Below are 21,261 nucleotides of genomic sequence, written 5' to 3'. Positions count from 1 at the left end.
GTGTTAAATAATTGAAACATTTACTGATTGATTTTAGATAAAATGGCTGTTTAAGTGCGTTTTAAGATTTGACATATAGCAAATATAAAAATATACTATAATTAGAACATAAAGGGGGAAACATTTTGAAGAAGGTTTTAATTGTAATACTTGCACTAATATTATTAATTTCATTGGCTGGTTGTGGAACTACGAATGAAGTTAAAAAAGATTCAACTACAGAAGTAAATAAAAAATTGGTATTTGCTGATGCCAGTTGGGATAGTATTAGACTGCATAATGCAGTAGCTGGTTATATATTAGAAAAGGGATATGGATATGAAATTGAGATGATTCCTGGTTCAAGTCCGAATTTAATAACAGCACACGCTAAAGGTGATGTTAATATATTTATGGAAAATTGGCCAGATAATTTAGAATCATATCATACTGCAGTTAAAGATGGATCGATTGTTGAAGTTGGAGTTAACTTTGATGATAATGCGCAGGGCTTTTATGTTCCAAAGTATTTAATTGAGGGTGATGAATCAAGAGGAATTAAAGCTCTTGCACCAGATTTAAAAACAGTAGAAGATCTTAATAAATATAGCGAGCTGTTCCCAGATCAAGAAGATCCAGGTATGGGAGCAATAGTTAATGCTCCACCTTCATGGGCAGTATCTGAGGTAATGGAAGCAAAGTATAAATTATATGGATTGGATAAAAAATTTAACCTTGTAAGTTCTGGTTCAGATTCAGCATTATCTGCCTCTTTATCTGCGGCTTATGAAAAAGGTAAACCATGGGTAGGTTACTACTGGGAGCCTACGTGGGTTAGTGGAAAATATGAAATTGTACGATTAGGTGAAGCGCCATTTGATCAAGCTTTATGGGATGATGGATATAAGTGTGAATTTAAAACCGTTGATTGTACAATTACAGTAGATAAAGCAACTTACGAAAATGATCCAGACGTTGTTGAGTTTTTATCAAAATATAAAACGAATTCTCTTTTAATTAGTGAGTCTCTTGCATATATGATGAATAATGATGCAGATATTAATGAAACTGCGAAATGGTTTTTAGAGGAAAAACAGGATGTTTGGAAGCAGTGGGTTTCGGAAGATATTTACAAAAAAGTATTAGCTACATTAAAATAAATAAAAGACAAATAAAAAGCAAATCATTTGCTTTTTATTTGCTTTTACAGGGAGGTGTATTATGGGGTTTCCAAATTTGTTTAGAATTCATTTAGGCGATCCAGTAGAAACTTTCATAAAATGGATTACAATAAATTACGAAGGTTTTTTTGACAGTATTAAAGGAATTATATTGTGGTTCTTAATTGGAATACAAAGAGGGTTGATTGCTATTCCTTGGTTTGTTCTTTTAATTTTATTATTCTTAATTGGTTGGAAAGTTAAAAGTATAAAAGCTGGAATAAGTTTTTCTCTAATGTTATTAACAATAGGCTTACTTGGCTATTGGAATGATACAATGCTGACTCTTGCAATAGTTTTAACATCAGTTTTAATTTCTTTAATTATAGGTATTCCTATAGGAATATTTTCTGCATATAAAGAAAAATTTGAAAGATATTCTAAACCAGTTCTTGATGCAATGCAAACAATGCCAAGTTTTGTATATTTAATCCCTGCAATTATGTTATTTGGTCTTGGATCAGTTCCAGCCGTATTTGCAACAATGATTTATTCACTTCCGCCGGTTATTAGATTAACTACGCTTGCAATTAAGAGTGTATCTAGTGAGATGCTTGAAGCTGCAAATTCATTTGGCGCAACTCAGTGGCAAATTTTAATAAAAGTGGAATTACCACAAGCACTACCTACTATTATGGCTGGTGTAAATCAAACTACCATGATGGCTATGTCTATGGTAGTTATAGCTTCTATGATTGGAGCAAAAGGACTTGGTTATAATGTATTAATTGCAATTAACAGAACCGATATTGGAATGGGTGTTGAAGCAGGAACGAGCATTGTTTTATTAGCTATTATAATAGATCGTTTAACACAAGCTATAGGAAGTAAATTTGAAATAGAAAAATAGGAGAGGGATATGCCAATTAAGTTAGAAGTGAAAAATTTGACAAAAGTATTTGGGAAAAATCCTAAAAAAATTCTTAAACACCTTAGCTCTGGAATGAATAAAAACGATATATTAAAGAGCACAGGAAATGTTGTAGGACTTAATAATGTTAGTTTTGAAGTTAATGAGGGTGAGATTTTTGTTATTATGGGTTTATCAGGTAGTGGGAAATCAACACTTATAAGGTGTTTGAATTTGCTTAACAAACCTACTGATGGTGAAATTTTTGTAGATGGTGAAAATATTATAGATTATAACATTAAAGAACTTAGAAAATTTCGTCAAAATAAAGTTTCTATGGTATTTCAGCATTTTGGTTTATTTAGTCATAGAACTGTTTTAGAGAATGTTGAATTTGGTTTAGAAGTAAAGAAAATTAACAAAGATGATAGATATAAATTATCTAAAGATACACTAGATTCAGTAGGTCTTACTGAGTGGAAAGATTCTTATATACATGAATTAAGTGGTGGTATGCAACAACGTGTTGGACTTGCTAGAGCATTAGCAAATGATCCAGATATCTTACTTATGGATGAGCCTTTTAGTGCATTAGACCCACTTATAAGAAGTGATATGCATATAGAACTTTTAGATATTCAATCAGAAGTAAAAAAAACTATGATTTTTATTACACATGATGTAAATGAAGCTTTTATACTTGGGGATAGAATTGCTGTATTAAAAGACGGGGAGATTATTCAAATTGGAACACATAAAGATTTTTTTGATAATCCTGCCGATGAGTATATTGAAAATTTTATTAAAGACATAGATAAAATACGGATTTTAAAAAGTAAAGACATTATGAGAAAATTAAGACTAAAAGGTACGCTTACGATGTCTCCAAAACTAATTATTAAAGAAATGGAATCACGAGATTTAGATTATACATTTATTGTAGACAAAGAAAGAGTTCTTAAAGGTGTTGTAAATATAGATGATTGCATTAAGGCCATTAATGAAAATCTTGAGATTGTAGATGTTCTTAGAACGGATTATAAAGTTGTTAAAAAAAATAGTTATATAAAAGACATTATTAATGAAGCTTTGGAATCAGCGTATCCATTAGCAGTTTTAGATGATAAGGGTTGTATAAAAGGGATTATTCCTAGAAGTTCTATATTAAAATCACTAATATAAATTTTAATTACTGAGTAGGAAATTTCATTTATATTTTAAGCAGATAAACTTTGAATAAAAGATTATCTGTTTTTTAATTATAATAAATAACATTAGAAAAGTCTTGACATAGAATTAACTAGTATATAAACTAAGAATAAATAAGTAGCACCTTTAATATAGTCCAGAGAGGCTAAAAGGCGACACTAATAGGTAGTGCGTGATTAAAGGGCTTTATAGGAGGCCATTTTTTTATGTCAAAAATTGAAATTACTAAAGGATTGTTAGAAATTGGAGCAGTTTCGGTAAAAGATGAAAATAATTTATTTACTTGGGTATCGGGAATTAAATCTCCTATATACTGTGATAATAGATTAATAATAAGCTATCCCGATTTTAGAAAAAAAGTTGCAAATGAATTTTGTAAAATGATAAAGAAAGATTTTAATGAATATGATGTGATTGCAGGAACTGCAACTGCGGGTATTCCACATGCAATGTTAGTTGCAGATATACTTGATAAGCCAATGATATATGTAAGAAGCGGAAAAAAAGCACATGGAAAAGGAAACCAAATTGAAGGTGTTCTTAAAAATGGAGATAGAGTTATTTTAATTGAAGATTTATTTTCAACAGGAGGAAGTTCTATTAATGCAGTTGAAGCAATTGAAGAAGCAGGAGCAAAGGTTTTAAAAGTGTATGGAATATTTAATTATAATTTTTCAAAACTTAGTGAAGCTTTTAAAAATATTAATAAAGAATTTGAAACAATTACGGATTATAATAACCTAATAGAGTATTTAAGCCAAACAAAAAAATTTAATAAAGAATCAATTGATCTACTAAAAAAGTGGAATAAAAATCCAACAATGTTTACAAAATAAAATGTTATTTAAGAGTTATCGTTTATTACGGTAACTCTTTTTATGTTATAATTAAAATAAACTATAAATGAAAAGGAGAGTTATACTAAGAAATAAATTTAGTATACAAAGAAAGATGAGACTTAGAAATATACCTGGCGCAGAAGAATTTATTTTTTCTAAAAAAAATTATATTATAGAAAATCCAAAAGAAACAAAGGGAAAATGGAGAGAAATATTTGGCAATGACAATCCTATTTACTCTGAATTTGGAACGGGAAAAGGTAAATTCATAACTACTTTAGCAGCAAAAAATCCTGATATTAATTATATAGCAATTGAATATAAAGCAGAAGTTCTATATAAAGCAATGCAGAAAGTTGAAGAACTAAAATTAAGCAATTTGAAATTTATGCTATTTAATGTTGAATTTATAGAAGAGGCTTTTGACAAAGATGAGTTAGATAGAATATATATTAATTTTTGTGATCCATGGCATAAAAAAAGACATGCAAAAAGAAGACTGACTCATAGAGTATTTTTAAATAAATATAAAACTATTTTAGCTGAAGATGGTTGGATTCATTTTAAAACGGATAATAGAAAACTATTTCAGTTTTCATTAAATGAATTCAGTGAACTAGACTTAAAAATGAAAAATATTAGTCTAGATCTAGCAAGTGATGATTTTGAGGAAAATGTAACTACGGAATATGAAGAAAAATTTATGTTAAAAGGAAACCCAATATTTAGAGTTGAAGTAAGTATAAAAAATCTGTAATTAGAGAAAAATAATATCAAATAAAAACATTGACAAAATATAAACGAATCAATATAATTAAAATGTAATCATTTCAAATAAGAAATTAATACAAGGAGGAAATATGGATACGTTAAATTTAAAAAATGGTATAACTTGGGTAGGAGCACTTGACCCTAATTTAAAGGTTTTTGATATTATTATGGAGACAGAATTTGGAACGTCATATAATTCGTATATTGTTGAAGGAAAAGATAAAATTGCATTATTTGAAACAGTAAAAATTAAATTTTTTGATGAATATATAAAAAAACTAAAATCATTAATTGATATTAATAAAATTGAATATATCGTTGTTGATCATACAGAACCAGATCATGTAGGCTCTGTTGAAAAATTACTTAAACTTAATCCAAATATGAAAATAGTTGGTTCAACTACTGCTCTTAGATTTCTTAAAAATATAGTTAATATGGAATTTGAAAGTATTGCAGTGTCAACTGGTGATACAATTGATTTAGGTGGTAAAACACTTGAATTTATTTCAGCTCCTTTTTTACACTGGCCAGATTCAATGTATACTTATGTAAAAGAAGATAAAGCACTTATAACTTGTGATAGCTTTGGTGCTCATTATAGCTTCGATGAAATTTTGCTTAGCAAAGTAAAGAGTAGAGATGATTATATGTCAGCATTAAAGTACTATCATACTATGATTTTTGGCCCTTTTAAAGCGTATTTACTTAGTGCAATTAAGAAGATAGAAAAGAAAGAGATAGATATGATACTTCCAGGACATGGACCAGTTCTTGATGAAAATCCTTGGGAAATTGTTGATATTTATAGAAAATGGTCAACTGAGGAGCCAATCTTTACAAATAAAACAGTTGTTGTTCCATATGTATCAGCATATGGATACACAAAAACTATTGCTGAAAAAATAGTTGAAGGAATTAAGTCTGAAAAGTTAATTGATGTATTTCTTTATGATATGGTTTATGAAGATAAGAATAAAGTACTAGAAAAAATAAGATGGTCAGATGGAATTTTATTTGGAACTCCAACTATTAATGGCGACGCACTTCCACCAATATGGGATTTGGTTATGAGTATGTCTCCAATTATTCACAGCAAAAAATTAACAGCAGTTTTTGGTAGCTATGGATGGAGTGGTGAGGGCGTTTCTAATATAGAAGATAGACTAAAGCAAGTTAGAACAAATAAATTTGCCGATGGTCTTAAGATTAATTTTAAGCCTTCTATTTCACAGGAAGAATTAGCCTTTAATTATGGTAAAGAATTTGCAAAAACTTTACTTGGTACGATTGAAAAACCTCTATTTACCAAAACTTCAAGAAGCGACAGACCCAAATTTGAAAGTGATGGTAAAATAAAAAAATGGAGATGTGTTGTTTGTGGAGATATTTTTGAAGGTGAGTATCCTCCAGAAATCTGTCCGACATGCGGTGCATCAAGTGAACAATTTGAAGAATATATTGAAGAAGAAAATTTATTTGTAAGTGAAGAAGAATTAAATATTGTTATTATTGGTAATGGTATAGCTGGACTTTCAGCTGCAAAAGCTGCTAGAAAGCGAAATAAAGTGGCATTAATTACTATAATTTCTAGTGAAAAAACTATTACTTACAATAGACCAATGTTAAGTGATTATATGGTTGATGATTATGACGAAAAATCATTCTACATTGAAAATGAAGATTGGTATAAAGAAAATAATATTTTATTAAAACTGAATACTAGAATAGATAAAATAAATGATAAAGACCAAACTCTTACTACTAGTGGTTTAGAAGTAATTAGTTATGATAAATTAATTATTGCAAATGGTAGTAGATGTTTTGTTCCTCCAATTACTGATATTAATTTAGATGGAGTATTTACAGTAAGAACTATAGATGATGTAGATAAAATTATTAAATATAGCGAAAACGTAAATAATGTTGTAATACTTGGTGGAGGATTACTTGGACTTGAATCTGCTTTTTCAATGCTTAAACTTGGTAAAAAAGTTACAATTGTTGAGCTTTCTCGTTCGCTTGCCTCTAGACAATTAGATAAAAAAATATCATCATTTTTGAAAAATAGACTAGGTGAGCTTGGAGTAAAGGTATTTACGAATATGAGTACGAATGCTATTTTAGGAAATGAAAAAGTAAGTGGAGTTCATTTATGTGATAGTCAAGTAATTGATGCAGAACTAGTAATTGTTTCAGCTGGAATTAGGTCGAATATAAGCATTGGAAATGATACTGCTTTAGATATTAATAGAGGTATTAAGGTAAATGAATTTATGGAATCAAATATTAAGAATATATATGCAGCTGGAGATGTTGCTGAGTATGATTCACTTGTGTATGGAATATGGCCGGCTTCTCAAACTCAAGGAGAAATCGCTGGAGCTAATTCTGTAGGAGATAATAAGAAGTTTGAGCATTTTACTCTTTCAACTGTATTTAGTGGATTTGATTTAGAATTCTTTTCTATTGGTGATATAGGCAACAGTGATGATGAAAAATACTCATATATATTAATAGATGATTTGAAAAATGGAAATTACCAAAAATTCACATTCGATAAAAACATATTAGTTGGCGGAATATTATTTGGTGATATGAAAAATAGTATAAAACTTATTAATGGTATAAAAAATGGCTTAAAAAAAGACAATTTAACAATGGAGTTTTTTAGTTAATTGGAGTAATTATGGATAAATGGATTAAAAGAATAGGGATGAGTATTTTAATAATATTTTCAATCTTTATGGCTGTACAATTATATTTAGCGATACTTGATATTAATTTTACCAATAGTTCGGTAATTGCTTTCATTAGAAGTATCATATACTGGATATTTACTGCGTATATTGTCACTATAGCTTTAGTTATTTTTTTAGAAAACAAAGATCCGGGCAAGACTCTTGCCTGGATGATTGTTTTATTTTTAGTGCCACTACTAGGTTTTGCTTTTTACATATTATTTGGTAGATCCTATTCAAGAAAAGTTAAAAAGAAAATAAAAAATTATAAAAAATCTGATATAATGAGTAAAGCTGCAAGTATACAAAGAGACATAATTGATTATGTAAATATATTTGATGATGATTCAATTATGAATAAAAGGTTAGTTAACTTATTATTAAAAAATTCTGATACACCTTTTTCTGTTAATAATAATCTTGAAGTTTTAACTAATGGAGAAAATACATTTAATAAAATAATTGATATGCTTTTAAATGCAGAGGATCATATTCATCTAGAGTATTTTATTATTAAAAATGATGAAATTGGAAATAGAATTAAAGAAATACTTATTTTAAAAGCAAAAAAAGGAGTAAAAGTTAGAGTTATTTACGATAGTGTTGGATCATGGCGTCTTGGAAATAAATTTAAAAATGACTTAAAAGAAGCTGGAGTAAAAATTAATGAGTTTTTTCCTGTCTTATTTCCAATTTTATCGAGAGAATTGAATTATAGAAATCATAGAAAAATCATAGTTATTGATGGTAAAATAGGCTTTGTAGGTGGACTTAATATAGGAGATGAGTACTTAGGTAAAAGCCCTACATTAGGATTTTGGAGAGATACGCATTTAATGATAAAAGGAGATGCAGTTTTTTCTCTGCAACAAATTTTTATTAATGACTGGTTTCATGTATCGAAAGAACATCTTAGTGGAGATTATTTATTTAATAAGCAAAACTATGTAGGAAATAAAATTGTTCAAATAACTTCAAGTGGACCAGATAGTGACTGGAAGTCAATTTTGCAAGCTTATTTTACAATGATTTCGAATGCTGAAAAAAGGGTTTGGATAACCACTCCATACCTTGTACCTGAAGAAAGTTTAAAGATGGCCCTAATAGCTTCTGCACTTTCTGGAGTAGATGTAAGAATTATTATCCCAAATAAGCCGGATCATTTCTTTGTTTACTGGGCATCTAGAGATAACATTGAAGAATTACTTGAAGCAGGCGTAAAAATATATACTTATAACAAAGGCTTTATCCATGCAAAAATATTTTTAGCTGATGGTAAAGTAGCTTCACTTGGAACAGCAAATTTAGATATAAGAAGTTTAGAGATAAATTTTGAAGTAAATGCCTTTATATATGATGAAAAAACAGTCGAAAGATTAGAAGAGGATTTTATGAATGATATTTCAAATAGTGATGAGATTTTTTATGAAAAATTTATTAAAAGAGGTATTGGAAATAGATTTTTAGAATCACTTGGAAGATTAGTTTCGCCTTTACAATAAACTATTACTAATATTAAGGAGCAAAGAATGATATATTTATTTATTATTGCACTAGTAACTACACTTGATCAAATATCAAAATATTTTGTAACAACAAAGCTTATGGCTATTGGAAGTGTTCCTCTTATTAAAAATGTTTTTTACTTAACTTATGCAAGAAACACAGGAGCCGCTTTTAGTATATTTAGGGATAAACAATTATTTTTGATACTTTTTACATTCCTTGCTATTGCACTTATTGGAGGATTACTTATAAAAAATGTTAGAAACCTTGGAAGTCCAATTATAAATATTGGAATTGCATTTATTATTGGCGGAGCGCTTGGAAATATTATTGATAGAATAAGATTAAATTATGTTATAGATTATTTTGATTTTAGATTGATAAATTTTGCCATTTTTAATGTTGCAGATTCATTTATTGTAATGGGAGCTGTCTTACTAGGAGTTGCAGTTATATTTTTAAAAGCTGATTTAAAGATATAGAAAACAATATATAAATAAATCCCAAAAACTAATTTTACCTCTAGGTGAAATTAGTTTTTTTATTTATATTACTTATGATTATAGTACTTTATAAGTGGTATAATTAGAGTAAAGAAAAAAATATACATAGCTTTGGAAGGGAGTAATTATGGTAAAAAAATTATCATTTAAATTAATTCTAGTATTTATGGTTATGGTGGTGGCACTTACAGTAACGATAATTGCAAGTTACGTTGCTATAGATACTCAAAAACAACATATAGCAATAACTGAAATTATTTCAGAAGAAAGAATACTAGCTGAAAAATTTTCTAGTGAAACTATAAACCTCGCTCAGTCAAGAATGTCACATATGTATTTTACTGATATAAATGATTTATCAAAAAGTATATTGCTTACTGAGGAAAAATTTAATAATTTGCTAGAAACAATAGATAGTAGGCGATATACATTAATAGATGGAAATGAAATTAAGTTAAAACTTGGAGGGGATTTCGAAAAAAAGGTAGTTAATAAAGTTGAAGAAATTAGAGATACTTTTCTAAAATCGAGTGAACTTTCTAAAGAATTATCTAGCACTTTACTTGATGAAAACTCTGAAAAATATAAAAATTTGTATAAATCTTTTAGCGAAATTAATCCCAATTTACTAATGCTCTCGGATGAATTAGTTGTTCTTTGTTTAAATGAAGCAACAAATAAAAGTAAAATTTCTTTTTACACACAACTTTCAAGTGTTATAATAGCAGTTTTACTTATTTTATTACTAATATTTATGATGATAGTCGACTTTTATAATCCAATTAAGAAAATAAAAGAAGCATTTAGAAAAATGAGCTTAGGCAAAATTGATATAAAATTAAGTAGGGATAAAGAAGATGAATTTGCTGAATTATTCGAAGATTTTAATAGTTTTACTTCTCAAATTGGATTAATTTATGAATTTGAAGATAGTATTTTAAAAGAGAATAATTTAGATGCTATGCTAAAATATATGTATGAAAATTTTAGAAAATTTATTCCTTTTGTGGCTATTGGAATTGTATATTCAAAAGAAAATTCATTAGTTGAAGTTAGATTTGATGAAAAATGTTGCTGCACGGAAAATAATATTGAATTTACTCCTTGGATTGATAAAGTGGTTATTGAAAATATAAATAATAATAAAGTTATAAAAACGCCAATTGCGATGAATAACATTATTCTTGGTTTTGCATATTTTGAAATAGATAAAGAATTTTTTAAAGAAAGTTATATTGATTTTGTAAAATTAATTGAAACAAAACTTTCTATGGCATTTTATAAAAGTTTACTATTTGACGATTTGTTAAATATTGTTACATCGAGTTTAGCTAAAATGGCAGAAGCGAAAGACCCTGAAACGGGTGGTCATTTAAAGAGAATGGCTTTATATACTGAACTATTAGCTAAAAAACTTTCTATTAAAAGTAAATGGGAAAAAGAAATTAATTCGGAATTTATTAGAAATATATACTTAACTGCGCCAATGCATGATATTGGAAAAGTTTCAATTAAAGATGATATACTACTTAAACCGGGTAAATTAACAGATGCAGAATTTGAAATTATGAAAACACATGTTAATGCAGGTGCTGAAGTTTTAAAAGATCTTGATAAAAAGTTTTCAGGATTTAATATTAATTATTTTGATATTGCAGTTGATATTGCACTTTGTCATCATGAAAAATTTAATGGATCAGGTTATCCAAATGGATTAAAAGGGGACACAATACCTATATCGGCTAGAATTTGTGCAATAGCTGATGTATTTGATGCTCTTTCAACAAAACGACCATATAAAACTGCATTTTCGCTTGAAAAATGCTATCGAATTATTAATGAAGGTAAAGGTAATCATTTTGATCCGGAAGTAGTAGACGTATTTTTTGAAAGCAAAGAGGAAATAGAAAAAATATATTACAAATATAAAGAAGAGTAAAGAAAAGCTACTACACTTAATTTAAAGTGTAGTAGCTTTTTTTTGAAAAAACAAGTTCGCCTTGAAATTAATGAGGATGTTAAATTTATATACATAATAGTTTTTGAAATAAATACATGTTGTTAATTTTATTATAATCTATATATCTCTCTAATTGTAATAAAATATTGGTTATAAATAACAAAAAATATATATAAAAAAATAAAATTATTATAAAAGGTACTTATAAAATACACATGTAAATGTTAAACTAAATTAAGATAATAAATTTCAATTAGAGATATTGTTTGGTGATGTTTTTATTTAACAAATGGGAGAAATTTAAATGAATCATGTATATGGGCTTTTAATTATTGGATTAATAGGATTTATGCTTAAAAAACTTGTCTTTGATAAAAAATTTGAAAGTGAAAAAAGTGAATTTGTGACTATTTCGTTTTTAACATTAATATTCATTCCTTATATAATTATTTTTGCATCAAATTTTATTTTTTGGATTTCTATTGGTATTTGTATATTTTTTTGGATAAATTCATTAAGATTATATAAATATAATAATATGTAGTAAAATATGTAAAAATAAATAGTTAAACTTAATTTGCTTTTGAATAGAATTTAGTATGTAAAGAGTTATAAAACGTAGAAAAAATTAATTTTTATAATGATTAAAATATTAATTAGGGATTTTAAGGCTATTAGTTACAAATTAAATAAACACAAGGAGTAGATAATGAATTTTCAAGCAATATATTTTTTTGCATTTGCTTTGTTTTTAATACTATTAATAGTATTAATTAGGATTTTAAATGAAATAAAACGAAGTAATTTTTTATTAACTAAAGTATTGTTTTTAAATGGTGATAATGAACTTGATGAAAAAGATAAAGAGGCAATAGAAAAATTAATTGTAAAAGGAAAGAAAAACGAAGCTATAAAATTATATAGAAAATGTACTAAAGTAGAGTTGTTAGAGGCTGTTGATGCTATTGATAAAATGATTAATAAAGAACTCTAAAAAGGGCCATGGATTATGTTTTCTAAGATTCAGTGGGAGTAGAAACTCCCTCTGAATCCAAGAAATTCATTTATGCTTAGCTACATATATAGTTTGGAGGGGCTGTTTTGAAGAATAATAGTTATGAAAGATTTTTTACTAAAATTTTCAATATTAAAGATAATAGAATGCCCGTAATTGCTTTGTTATTTATTGCTACTATAATTTTCGAATTTGTTATAGCTTTACCAATATATAATTTTATATCAAAAGAAATTGGCTTTATATTGCTTGTCGGAGTTTTTGCTTCGTTTTTAGCAATTTGTATTTATAGCCTATTTAAAATGCTGTTATATATTGTTAAATCCAATAAAGATGAAGGCTGAAGCAAATTAATTTGTAGCCATTTTTAATAATGCATAAAACATTTCTTTTTTATCCATCAATTCATCATAAGTGCCTGCTTCAATTATCTTACCGTCATCAAGTACAATTATTTCATCGTACATTTTTAAAATACTCTTATTTAATTTATGAGTCACCACTATTGCTGTTAAATCATCGATCGTTAAAATTGATTTTTCTATATCACTTGCAGTTTCAATATCTAAACTTGAAGTTGCTTCATCCATAATTAAAATATTTGTTTTCTTAACTAAGGCTCTTGCTATTGCAAATCTTTGTTTTTCGCCACCAGAAAAGTTTTTGCCATTATCAATAATTCTGGCATTTCTTCCTTCTAATAACGATGTTATTACTTTATCTAATCCTGATTTATTAATAGCTTCTTCTATATATTTTTCTTCATACTTTTTGTAGAGACAGATATTATTAATTATACTATCATCAAACATAAATACATTTTGGTGAATCATAGTCATTATATTATATCTATTAAAATCGCTAATACTATTCATGTTAATATCGTCTAATTTAATTAATCCGTCATAATCATCATAATAACCGAGTATTAATTTAGCTAATGTAGTCTTTCCAGAACCGCTACCACCAACAATTGCGTATTTTTTTCCTTTTTCTAATTTCAAATTTATCTTATTTAATACTTTAGTATCTTCAAAACTATACGATATATCTTTAAGGATTATACTATTATTAAAAGTGGCATTACTATTATTTTCATTACAAATTTCTTTAGCATTAAGAAATTCATCAATCTTATTTTTTATTGATTTAACTGAATTCATATCTCCAATTATATAACTAATCTCAACAATTGGTACAACTAAGTAATTCACTAACATAATAACTGCTACCATAGTACCTAATTCTACACTACCATTTATAGAATAAAAAGCAGCCAAGGCAAAGACAATTACCATAATAAAAAAGGCACTAGAAAAAGATAAAGCATTCATTAATGATTCAATTAACACAAAACTGAACTTATTTTTTTCTTGTCTTTTATTTGAAATATTATGAGACCTAATTAATTCTTTTTCTATATTAAAACTCTTAATAACTTCAAAACCATCAAAATAGTCTTTCAACTTTTCAGTATAAGTCATCATACTATCAGAATATATTTTTTTACTATTATCCATTTTCTTATTAAAAGCCCCTGGTATAGCCAAGGGGAGTAAATTCAGTAATATAGCAATTAAAGCCACAAATGGATGAATCCAAATTAGCGCTAAACTAGTTACTATTAGCTGACTACTCATTGCAACTAAATCTAGTACTTTTTCAAAATAACTTTCTTCCAATAATTTAACATCATTACTCAACATAGAAATATATTCTGCTGAATTTTTTTTGTGAAAATCATTAATTTGTAATTTAAATAATTGTTCAAATATATTTTCTCTTAAAAATCCAATAACATTTTGTATGTATTTTGCTCTCGCAACTCTTGATATAAAATAAAATATAAATTGAAGTATAAAGAATAAGCTAGCCAATATTGCTAATTTAAATAACAAGTCCATATTTTTGCTTATAGTTGCATCAGTTATGAACTTCATAAAAAAAGCCACACCTATTTGCAATGATGAATCCAAAATAGTTAATAAAATAGCTACTGCAAAGCTCATTTTATATTTAATTATTATTTTTCTCACATTTCCTCCTTTGTTTTCCTACTATATGAAACTATAGCATACTTAAGCAGAAAATTGTACCCTATTAAAATCGGGGTAAAGGAGTTGAATTATTTGTATAAAATCTAAATACCTAATTTACCTTATACTGGTTTTTACCATGTTCTTTTGAATAATACATACCTTGATCTGCTCTATATATAATAGTATCTCTTGTATCTAAAGCTTTTGATTTTGTTATACCTAGACTTATTGTAATGTTTTTATCTTTAAGTTCTACGTCGTTTAAAATAATATTTAATAAATTAGTTGAAAAATCATCTAAATTATCAATATTAAATAAAACACCAGAAAATTCATCTCCACCCCATCTGGCGAGCATACCATTACCTTCAATAAATTTATTTGATATTTTTGCTACTCTCCTTATAACATGATCGCCAAATAAATGTCCAAAATTATCATTAATACTTTTAAAATCATCAATATCAAAAACAAATACATAGTAATCATTGCCGTAGTTTGAATGATTTTCAATTGCATTATTAAGGAATTCATTAAAGCCGCGTCTATTAGGGAGATTAGTTAAATAATCTGTCTTAGCCATGTTAGAAAGTTTTTGTTTATACCAATTGATTATTTTTGTGCTAATAATTAATGTGAAAATAATTACTGATATCATTACAGCCATTACTTTAAAAAGCTGTGAATATAAAGATTTCTTTAGAATAGAAGTATCTTTTTTTACCACAAGGTACCAATTTAATTCATCAATGTATCTTGTAATTATATATCCATCTATTCCTTTATCCTTATATTTAAAAGTTAAAAGGTCGCTATGATTATTTTGAATTTCATTTTTGAAGTTACTAATTGTTTTATCATCAAATATATTAAGTTTCTCAATAAAATTGCTGTTAGTATGAGCTTCAACGATTCCATCAGGTGAAATTAAAAACACTTCTAAGCCATAATTGTCTTCAAACGTTTTCAACATTTTTTGAATTTCATTTATTTTTAATCCTACCCCAACAACTCCAAGTAAGTTGTTTTTTGCATCTTCTACTCTACAATTGATAAAAACTGTTAGAGCGTTGTCAGAAACTTCATCGGTATCAACATCTAAATCATAATTCAGATTTTTATTTATAAAATCAAAGTACCAAATATCATGTGCGTTATTTTTACTGATTCTTTTTTCAATACCTTTATAAGTATAATAATTACTAGTAGAAGTTGAAACTAAAAAAGTTGAATCATATCCATATTTTAATTTTATCCCAATTAAATAATTTTGTAACTGCTTATAGTGATCAATAGTATTTACTTTGTCTTCTATGCTAAGCCAATTTTTTAAAAAACTATCATTAGCCATAGTTAAAGAAACAAAAATAGGTTTGGTAAGTTCATTATTAATTTCTGAATAGATATTCATAGAGGTTAGTTTTGAAATGTTTTTAATATCATTTTTGATAATTTTGCTATATGTGGAATAGCTAATTATTCCAGTCACAATAAAGCCAATGATTATAACAATTGATATTAATGTATTTATTTTAATAGAAGTATTTTTACGCATAATAGCTCCTTTGCAAAATTGTATAGGAAAAAGCTTATAATATACATACTTAATAAATTAGTATATAGTTATATATACCACGAAAAAGCGTGCATAATAATATATTTATCAAAATAAATTTAGAACTTTTGATTATAAAAAAAGTAGGTATATATGAATAATAAAGAAATATTTGAAAAAGCATATAAATATATGGATGTAACTTTAACTGAGAGTAACTGCGGATTACTTTGTAATTATCATTGCTGCAGAGCAGTGGATGAAAATGGATGTGCACTTGGAATATATTTTTTGCCATTTGAATATAATGAAATTCAGAAAAACGAGAAATTAATTGATGAAAATTCTATTGAGATACATACAAGAAAAGTTTATGATTTGCCAGTAGGAATAAATAAAATGTTTTTTGGAAATTGCAAAGACAATACAAATTGTATTCGTAGTCTTAGACCAATTCAGTGTAGAACTTTTCCTTTTGCCCCACATATTGAAAATGGTAAACTTTATTTAATAATTGAAAAAGAACAAGAGCATGACTGTCCATTGATTGAAAAAAAAGAGCTTTGGAATCCTGATTTTGAAAAGTCTATTTTAAAAGGATGGAAAGAGCTACTTAGAATTAAAGAAATAAGAATTTTAATTGAATATGATAGTTTTGTAAGAAGTAATGAAAATAATATATTATATAAGTATGCACAAAGTGAAGAACTTAAGGGAATTTACTATAAATAATAATATAATCCAAACTAACATAGGAGGTTAAAATATGAATAAAGTACTTATAACAGGAGCAGGAAGTGGACTTGGAAAAGAGCTTGCATTAGTATATTCTGAAAATAATGAAGTTATACTAATAGGAAGAAATAAAGAAAAATTAGATAGAGTTAAAGAAATAATTGAAAAAAATGGCGGAAAAGCTTGTGCTATTTCGTTAGATATAACAAAGGCAAATCATATTGATGATGTATTAAGAATAGTAGAAAATAAATATAAAAGTATAAATACACTAGTTAATTGCGCGGGTGTAGGTTATTTTGGACCTTTTAAAAATATTAAAGATGAAAATATTAATACAATGATTGATGTAAATGTTAAAGGGACAATAATGATGACAAGAAAATTTATTCCTATAGTAAAAGAAAAAATAATTAATATAATTTCTACTGCTGGTTTAAAGGGAAAACCTAATGAAGCCGTTTATGTTGCAAGCAAATTTGCTATAAGGGGTTTTTCTGAAAGTTTGCAAAATGAATATAAAGACGAAAAACTTAAAATAACTGCAGTATATATGGGTGGTATGAATACACCATTTTGGGATGGGAAATCATATATAAAAGACAAGTCAAGGTTAAAATCAGCTAAAGAAGTTGCAAAACAAATATTTATTAGTGATGATGGACGTAAAGAGATAGTAATTTAAAAATATATTTGACTTAATTATAGAATTATGTTAGTATGTGAATGTTGGCAAAAGCTAACGAATGAAATTTAGCACAGATATATTTAGTTATTCTTAAAAGAAAATACGATTATAGAGCTAATTATTTTAATTAGCTCTTTTATTTTTTTGGAATCGCGGCAACTGAAATATCAATTGAAAAGGAGGAAGGCATATGACTAATGAAGTTATAATTGCTGTAATAGGTTTATTTTTAATTACCTCTTTTACTAATATTTTAGCGACTTTAAAAACGATATTAATATCAAAAAAGATTATGAATCCAGTTTATATAGTAGTATTTATAGATGCAACTATATTTGCTTCAATACTTACTAAAGTAGTAAGTTCGGGTGGGATTTATTTTACTTTGGCTTATGCACTAGGTAAAACATTTGGTGTATTTATAGGTGGTAAGGTTGAAGAGCGTTTAGCACTTGGAATTATAGAAGTAGATTTATTTTTAAACGATCAGCAAAAGATGGTAGAAATTGCTGAAAGACTTAGAAAAGAAGGTTATACAGTAAATAATTTTTTAGCACGTGGAATTAATGGAGAAAGAAGACATAAAGTTGAAATAGTAATGGAAAGAAAAGAATTTAAGAATTTTGAAGTAATTTTAAAAAACAATGGAATTTTAGAACCAGAACTAAAGATAAAAAATATAAGTAAAACGTCTGGTAGTAATAATAAAACTAATTTAGCAAGAGCTTAATAATTACAAAAAAAGAATTTGATTAATTAATCAAATTCTTTTTTCTTGACAAAGAAAATATAAAAATATACACTGAAAGTGTAGGAAATTTCTGTTTTGAAAGGAGATGTTTAATATGAGTGTGAATTTAAGGGTGGTATTAAATTAAATTGAATATGGGCGTAAGTTGTTTATTCAGCTAACGTAAATCTTGTTAACCTTTCACTATACTAAATATGTTTATATAATTGTATAACGCGATGTAGGTCGTGTTTTTTTGTGTCCGCAAATAGTAACTTGGGTTATTAATTGCGGTATTTTTATATCCATTTTTAGCTAGTTTAGGCACAATTTTTTAGAAACTAAGAGCATATAAAAGGAGTGATTTAATATGAAAAGAATTTATAAAAACAATATTAATAAATATATATTAGAAGTAGAAAATGACAATTTAAGGAAATGTAGTAACTTAAAATACGGAGGAATTAATGATAGAAAATGAAATGATGAAATATGGATTTAATAGTTTTTTTCAAAAAGAAGTTAAAAAATTAGGTTTAGAAAATAAAGATTTGAGTGGATTAAATATTGCAAGAATCACAGAAGTTCATAGAGAAAAATATAAGATTATAAATAAATATGGAGAAAAAAGTGCAAGCTTAAAGGGATCAGTTTTTTATAATGATAGTATAAATGAAATATATCCTGTAGTTGGTGATTTTGTAATGGCAAAACAAAATGAACTTGGTGAAGATATAATATTTAAAGTATTAAGCAGGAAAAGTAAATTTTCAAGAATGGATACATTTAATTCTAAGGAACAAATAGTGGCTACAAATTTTGATTATGTCTTTATTGTTAGCTCATTAAATGATGAGTTTAATATAAAAAGACTTGAGAGATATTTGGCCATATCTTGGGAGAGTGGAGCAACTCCAATAATAGTTCTTACAAAATCAGATTTATGTGAGAATTATGATTTTTACAAAAATCAGATAGATAAAATAGATTCTTTTGCAACAGTTATTAAAGTAAGTTCTTTTACTGGTGAAGGCTTAGATAAACTTGAAAAGTATATTAATCCATATGAAACTATTGTTTTTTTAGGATCATCAGGTGTTGGAAAATCTACCTTAGTTAATAGAATTTCAGATGAAAATATAATGAAGGTAAATGATATAAGAGTAGGCGATGCTAAAGGAAAGCATACTACCACTCATAGGCAACTAGTAGTACTTAAAAATGGAACTATGATAATTGATACACCTGGTATGCGTGAAATTGGTATGTGGAGTGCAAGTAGTGGAGTTGATAAAACTTTTAGTGATATTGAAGAATATGCATCAATATGCAAATTCACAAATTGTACTCATACTAAAGAACCAGGATGTATGATAATTGATGCTTTAGCTACAGGTAAAATAAGTGAAGAAAGATGGAAAAATTATAAAAAACTTAAAAAAGAAGTACTGTTTGCTAAAAAGAAAGAAGATTTAAATCTTAGATTAAAAGAAAAAGAAAGAAGAAAAAAATTTGCAAAGCAAATTAGACAAAAGTACAAAAGTGTAAGATAATTAAGGAAAAAGCTTGGCGTAAGCTGAGCTTTTTCCCTAAATTATGATATAATTAATTTTGAATAATATAAATGAATTTCTTGGATTCAGAGGGAGTTTTTACTCCCACTGAATCTTAGAAAACATAATCCAGGGCCTTTTTAGAGTTCTTTATCCCCCACTTTTTTAAGAAGTGGGGGATAAAGAACTCTAAGGCATCGGATAAAATTTTTATAGGCGAGGTATAAGTATATGAATCAAAAAATGGAACTTAAGACTAGTGAATGTGAAGAAAAATATGAAAAATTAATATATGAAAGATATAAAGTAATAATAAATTCTTTTATACATACTGATAATATGGATAAAAGAGATTTTTTAAAATTAGTTTTTGATTCTGCATTTGAATTAATTCCAGAAGCTCAAAAAGGATCTTTATATGAGTTGAATAAAGATTTTTATACGCCTATATTTTCTCGTGGATATGATATAGAAGTGTTAAATAAACTTAAATTTCCAAAGGATAAATTATTTATTGATTATGATAGTTGTTTTGAGAAGACTCTTTTAGCCAAAGAAGTATATATTGCAAAAAGAGAAGATTCTAAATTTGATTTAGAAACAATCAACATATTTAAACAATTAGGTACGTATAAAGAATTTGTATCATTATATGCAACCATCATTGTAGAAGGTGAATATATTGGGTTAATTAGTTTAGAAAATTTTGATGAAAAAAGTTTTTCTAAGAGCTCAAAAGTTGTATTAAAATTTTATTCTCAGTTAATTTCAAATTTCTATTCTCAAAAAATAATTCAAGAGAGAGAAAAAAAAATGTATCAAAATACAATTGATGCTTTAATATCCGCTATAGAAATAAAAGATAAGTACACGGTTGGACATGCAAGACGAGTAAATAAATTAAGTCTTTCATTAGCAAAAGAAATAGGTATTACGGGAAAACAATTAAATGATATTGATATATCGTCAATACTTCATGATGTTGGTAAAATTGGAATTCCAACTGATATATTAGTAAAACCAGAAAAATTATCAAAAGAGGAGTATGAAATTGTTAAACAACATCCACTTAATGCAAAAAAAATTCTTAGTAATATTGAGGATTTTGATAGAATAGCTGAATTAACCTATATGCACCATGAACACTATGATGGTAATGGCTATCCTAATGGATTAAAAGGTGATCAGATTCCAATAGAAGCTCAAATAATTCAAATCGCCGATGCATTTGATGCAATGACTTCTGATAGATCTTATAGAAAAGGATTTTCAAATAAAGATGCATTAAAAATTGTCATTAGTGAAAAAGGCAAACAATTTAATCCTAAATTAGTAGAAATTTTACTGAAATTAATAAAAAATTAAATA

At 26.7% G+C, this 21,261-nt stretch carries 19 protein-coding genes; 17 read left to right on the top strand and 2 right to left on the bottom strand.

What is annotated here, in order from left to right; all coding sequences use genetic code 11:
• Window positions 1-125: 125 nt before the first annotated feature.
• From AACH12_RS12115 to AACH12_RS12060, 12 genes are all read left to right on the top strand, one after another.
• Window positions 126-1,139 (top strand): ABC transporter substrate-binding protein, encoded by a 1,014-nt coding sequence (locus AACH12_RS12115; RefSeq protein WP_338535649.1) that lies wholly within the window; start codon window positions 126-128, stop codon window positions 1,137-1,139.
• A 61-nt stretch (window positions 1,140-1,200) separates the two neighbouring features.
• Window positions 1,201-2,049: an ABC transporter permease gene (locus AACH12_RS12110; protein ID WP_338535648.1), complete on the top strand. Its 849-nt coding sequence runs from the start codon at window positions 1,201-1,203 to the stop codon at window positions 2,047-2,049.
• 9 nt (window positions 2,050-2,058) lie between these two features.
• A complete protein-coding gene (locus tag AACH12_RS12105; RefSeq protein ID WP_338535647.1) occupies window positions 2,059-3,231 on the top strand; it encodes a quaternary amine ABC transporter ATP-binding protein in 1,173 nt (390 codons plus the stop codon).
• A 233-nt stretch (window positions 3,232-3,464) separates the two neighbouring features.
• Window positions 3,465-4,094, top strand: a complete 630-nt coding sequence (pyrE, locus tag AACH12_RS12100; protein WP_338535646.1) for an orotate phosphoribosyltransferase — start codon at window positions 3,465-3,467, stop codon at window positions 4,092-4,094.
• Between the two features lie 115 nt (window positions 4,095-4,209).
• The gene (gene trmB, locus AACH12_RS12095; protein ID WP_338537389.1) at window positions 4,210-4,854 is read left to right on the top strand and encodes a tRNA (guanosine(46)-N7)-methyltransferase TrmB; all 645 of its coding nucleotides are present in this window, start codon (window positions 4,210-4,212) and stop codon (window positions 4,852-4,854) included.
• Window positions 4,855-4,957: 103 nt separating this feature from the next.
• Window positions 4,958-7,546, top strand: coding sequence for an FAD-dependent oxidoreductase (locus AACH12_RS12090; RefSeq protein ID WP_338535645.1), 2,589 nt, complete (start codon window positions 4,958-4,960; stop codon window positions 7,544-7,546).
• Between the two features lie 11 nt (window positions 7,547-7,557).
• Window positions 7,558-9,111 carry a cardiolipin synthase gene (gene cls / locus AACH12_RS12085; protein WP_338535644.1) on the top strand — a complete coding sequence of 518 codons (1,554 nt, stop codon included), beginning with the start codon at window positions 7,558-7,560 and terminating at the stop codon, window positions 9,109-9,111.
• A 27-nt stretch (window positions 9,112-9,138) separates the two neighbouring features.
• Window positions 9,139-9,597, top strand: a complete 459-nt coding sequence (gene lspA, locus AACH12_RS12080; RefSeq protein ID WP_338535643.1) for a signal peptidase II — start codon at window positions 9,139-9,141, stop codon at window positions 9,595-9,597.
• A 148-nt stretch (window positions 9,598-9,745) separates the two neighbouring features.
• Window positions 9,746-11,557 (top strand): HD domain-containing phosphohydrolase, encoded by a 1,812-nt coding sequence (locus AACH12_RS12075; protein WP_338535642.1) that lies wholly within the window; start codon window positions 9,746-9,748, stop codon window positions 11,555-11,557.
• A gap of 325 nt (window positions 11,558-11,882) precedes the next feature.
• Window positions 11,883-12,122, top strand: coding sequence for a hypothetical protein (locus AACH12_RS12070; RefSeq protein ID WP_338535641.1), 240 nt, complete (start codon window positions 11,883-11,885; stop codon window positions 12,120-12,122).
• Between the two features lie 165 nt (window positions 12,123-12,287).
• Window positions 12,288-12,572, top strand: a complete 285-nt coding sequence (locus AACH12_RS12065; protein ID WP_338535640.1) for a 50S ribosomal protein L7/L12 — start codon at window positions 12,288-12,290, stop codon at window positions 12,570-12,572.
• A gap of 107 nt (window positions 12,573-12,679) precedes the next feature.
• A complete protein-coding gene (locus tag AACH12_RS12060; RefSeq protein WP_338535639.1) occupies window positions 12,680-12,937 on the top strand; it encodes a hypothetical protein in 258 nt (85 codons plus the stop codon).
• Window positions 12,938-12,943: 6 nt separating this feature from the next.
• Here AACH12_RS12060 and AACH12_RS12055 read toward each other — a convergent pair whose 3' ends face one another.
• Both AACH12_RS12055 and AACH12_RS12050 read right to left on the bottom strand, forming a co-directional pair.
• Window positions 12,944-14,629 (bottom strand): ABC transporter ATP-binding protein, encoded by a 1,686-nt coding sequence (locus AACH12_RS12055; RefSeq protein WP_338535638.1) that lies wholly within the window; start codon window positions 14,627-14,629, stop codon window positions 12,944-12,946.
• Window positions 14,630-14,741: 112 nt separating this feature from the next.
• Window positions 14,742-16,187, bottom strand: a complete 1,446-nt coding sequence (locus tag AACH12_RS12050) for a sensor domain-containing diguanylate cyclase (RefSeq protein ID WP_338535637.1) — start codon at window positions 16,185-16,187, stop codon at window positions 14,742-14,744.
• 153 nt (window positions 16,188-16,340) lie between these two features.
• On the opposite strand from AACH12_RS12050, the gene AACH12_RS12045 reads away from it, so the two are divergent.
• From AACH12_RS12045 to AACH12_RS12025, 5 genes are all read left to right on the top strand, one after another.
• A complete protein-coding gene (locus AACH12_RS12045) occupies window positions 16,341-16,919 on the top strand; it encodes a hypothetical protein (RefSeq protein WP_338535636.1) in 579 nt (192 codons plus the stop codon).
• Window positions 16,920-16,953: 34 nt separating this feature from the next.
• Window positions 16,954-17,607, top strand: coding sequence for an SDR family NAD(P)-dependent oxidoreductase (locus AACH12_RS12040; protein WP_338535635.1), 654 nt, complete (start codon window positions 16,954-16,956; stop codon window positions 17,605-17,607).
• A 193-nt stretch (window positions 17,608-17,800) separates the two neighbouring features.
• On the top strand, window positions 17,801-18,340 hold the full coding sequence (locus AACH12_RS12035; RefSeq protein WP_338535634.1) for a DUF5698 domain-containing protein: 540 nt from the start codon (window positions 17,801-17,803) through the stop codon (window positions 18,338-18,340).
• 467 nt (window positions 18,341-18,807) lie between these two features.
• Window positions 18,808-19,893 (top strand): ribosome small subunit-dependent GTPase A, encoded by a 1,086-nt coding sequence (rsgA, locus tag AACH12_RS12030; protein ID WP_338535633.1) that lies wholly within the window; start codon window positions 18,808-18,810, stop codon window positions 19,891-19,893.
• Window positions 19,894-20,124: 231 nt separating this feature from the next.
• Window positions 20,125-21,258: an HD-GYP domain-containing protein gene (locus AACH12_RS12025; RefSeq protein WP_338535632.1), complete on the top strand. Its 1,134-nt coding sequence runs from the start codon at window positions 20,125-20,127 to the stop codon at window positions 21,256-21,258.
• Window positions 21,259-21,261: the final 3 nt, after the last annotated feature.

It is taken from the genome of Helicovermis profundi (assembly GCF_033097505.1).
Lineage (GTDB): Bacteria > Bacillota > Clostridia > Peptostreptococcales > Acidaminobacteraceae > Helicovermis > Helicovermis profundi.
This window is presented reverse-complemented; position numbering and strand designations above follow the sequence as displayed.

Bases quoted from the DNA above. Each gene is read 5' to 3' on its own strand.
- AACH12_RS12110 (WP_338535648.1), top strand. From the start codon at position 1,201: ATGGGGTTTCCAAATTTGTTTAGAATTCATTTAGGCGATCCAGTAGAA.
- AACH12_RS12105 (WP_338535647.1), top strand. From the start codon at position 2,059: ATGCCAATTAAGTTAGAAGTGAAAAATTTGACAAAAGTATTTGGGAAA.
- pyrE (WP_338535646.1), top strand. From the start codon at position 3,465: ATGTCAAAAATTGAAATTACTAAAGGATTGTTAGAAATTGGAGCAGTT.
- trmB (WP_338537389.1), top strand. From the start codon at position 4,210: ATGAGACTTAGAAATATACCTGGCGCAGAAGAATTTATTTTTTCTAAA.
- AACH12_RS12090 (WP_338535645.1), top strand. From the start codon at position 4,958: ATGGATACGTTAAATTTAAAAAATGGTATAACTTGGGTAGGAGCACTT.
- cls (WP_338535644.1), top strand. From the start codon at position 7,558: ATGGATAAATGGATTAAAAGAATAGGGATGAGTATTTTAATAATATTT.
- lspA (WP_338535643.1), top strand. From the start codon at position 9,139: ATGATATATTTATTTATTATTGCACTAGTAACTACACTTGATCAAATA.
- AACH12_RS12075 (WP_338535642.1), top strand. From the start codon at position 9,746: ATGGTAAAAAAATTATCATTTAAATTAATTCTAGTATTTATGGTTATG.
- AACH12_RS12070 (WP_338535641.1), top strand. From the start codon at position 11,883: ATGAATCATGTATATGGGCTTTTAATTATTGGATTAATAGGATTTATG.
- AACH12_RS12065 (WP_338535640.1), top strand. From the start codon at position 12,288: ATGAATTTTCAAGCAATATATTTTTTTGCATTTGCTTTGTTTTTAATA.
- AACH12_RS12050 (WP_338535637.1), bottom strand. From the start codon at position 16,187: ATGCGTAAAAATACTTCTATTAAAATAAATACATTAATATCAATTGTT.
- AACH12_RS12045 (WP_338535636.1), top strand. From the start codon at position 16,341: ATGAATAATAAAGAAATATTTGAAAAAGCATATAAATATATGGATGTA.
- AACH12_RS12040 (WP_338535635.1), top strand. From the start codon at position 16,954: ATGAATAAAGTACTTATAACAGGAGCAGGAAGTGGACTTGGAAAAGAG.
- AACH12_RS12035 (WP_338535634.1), top strand. From the start codon at position 17,801: ATGACTAATGAAGTTATAATTGCTGTAATAGGTTTATTTTTAATTACC.
- rsgA (WP_338535633.1), top strand. From the start codon at position 18,808: ATGATAGAAAATGAAATGATGAAATATGGATTTAATAGTTTTTTTCAA.
- AACH12_RS12025 (WP_338535632.1), top strand. From the start codon at position 20,125: ATGAATCAAAAAATGGAACTTAAGACTAGTGAATGTGAAGAAAAATAT.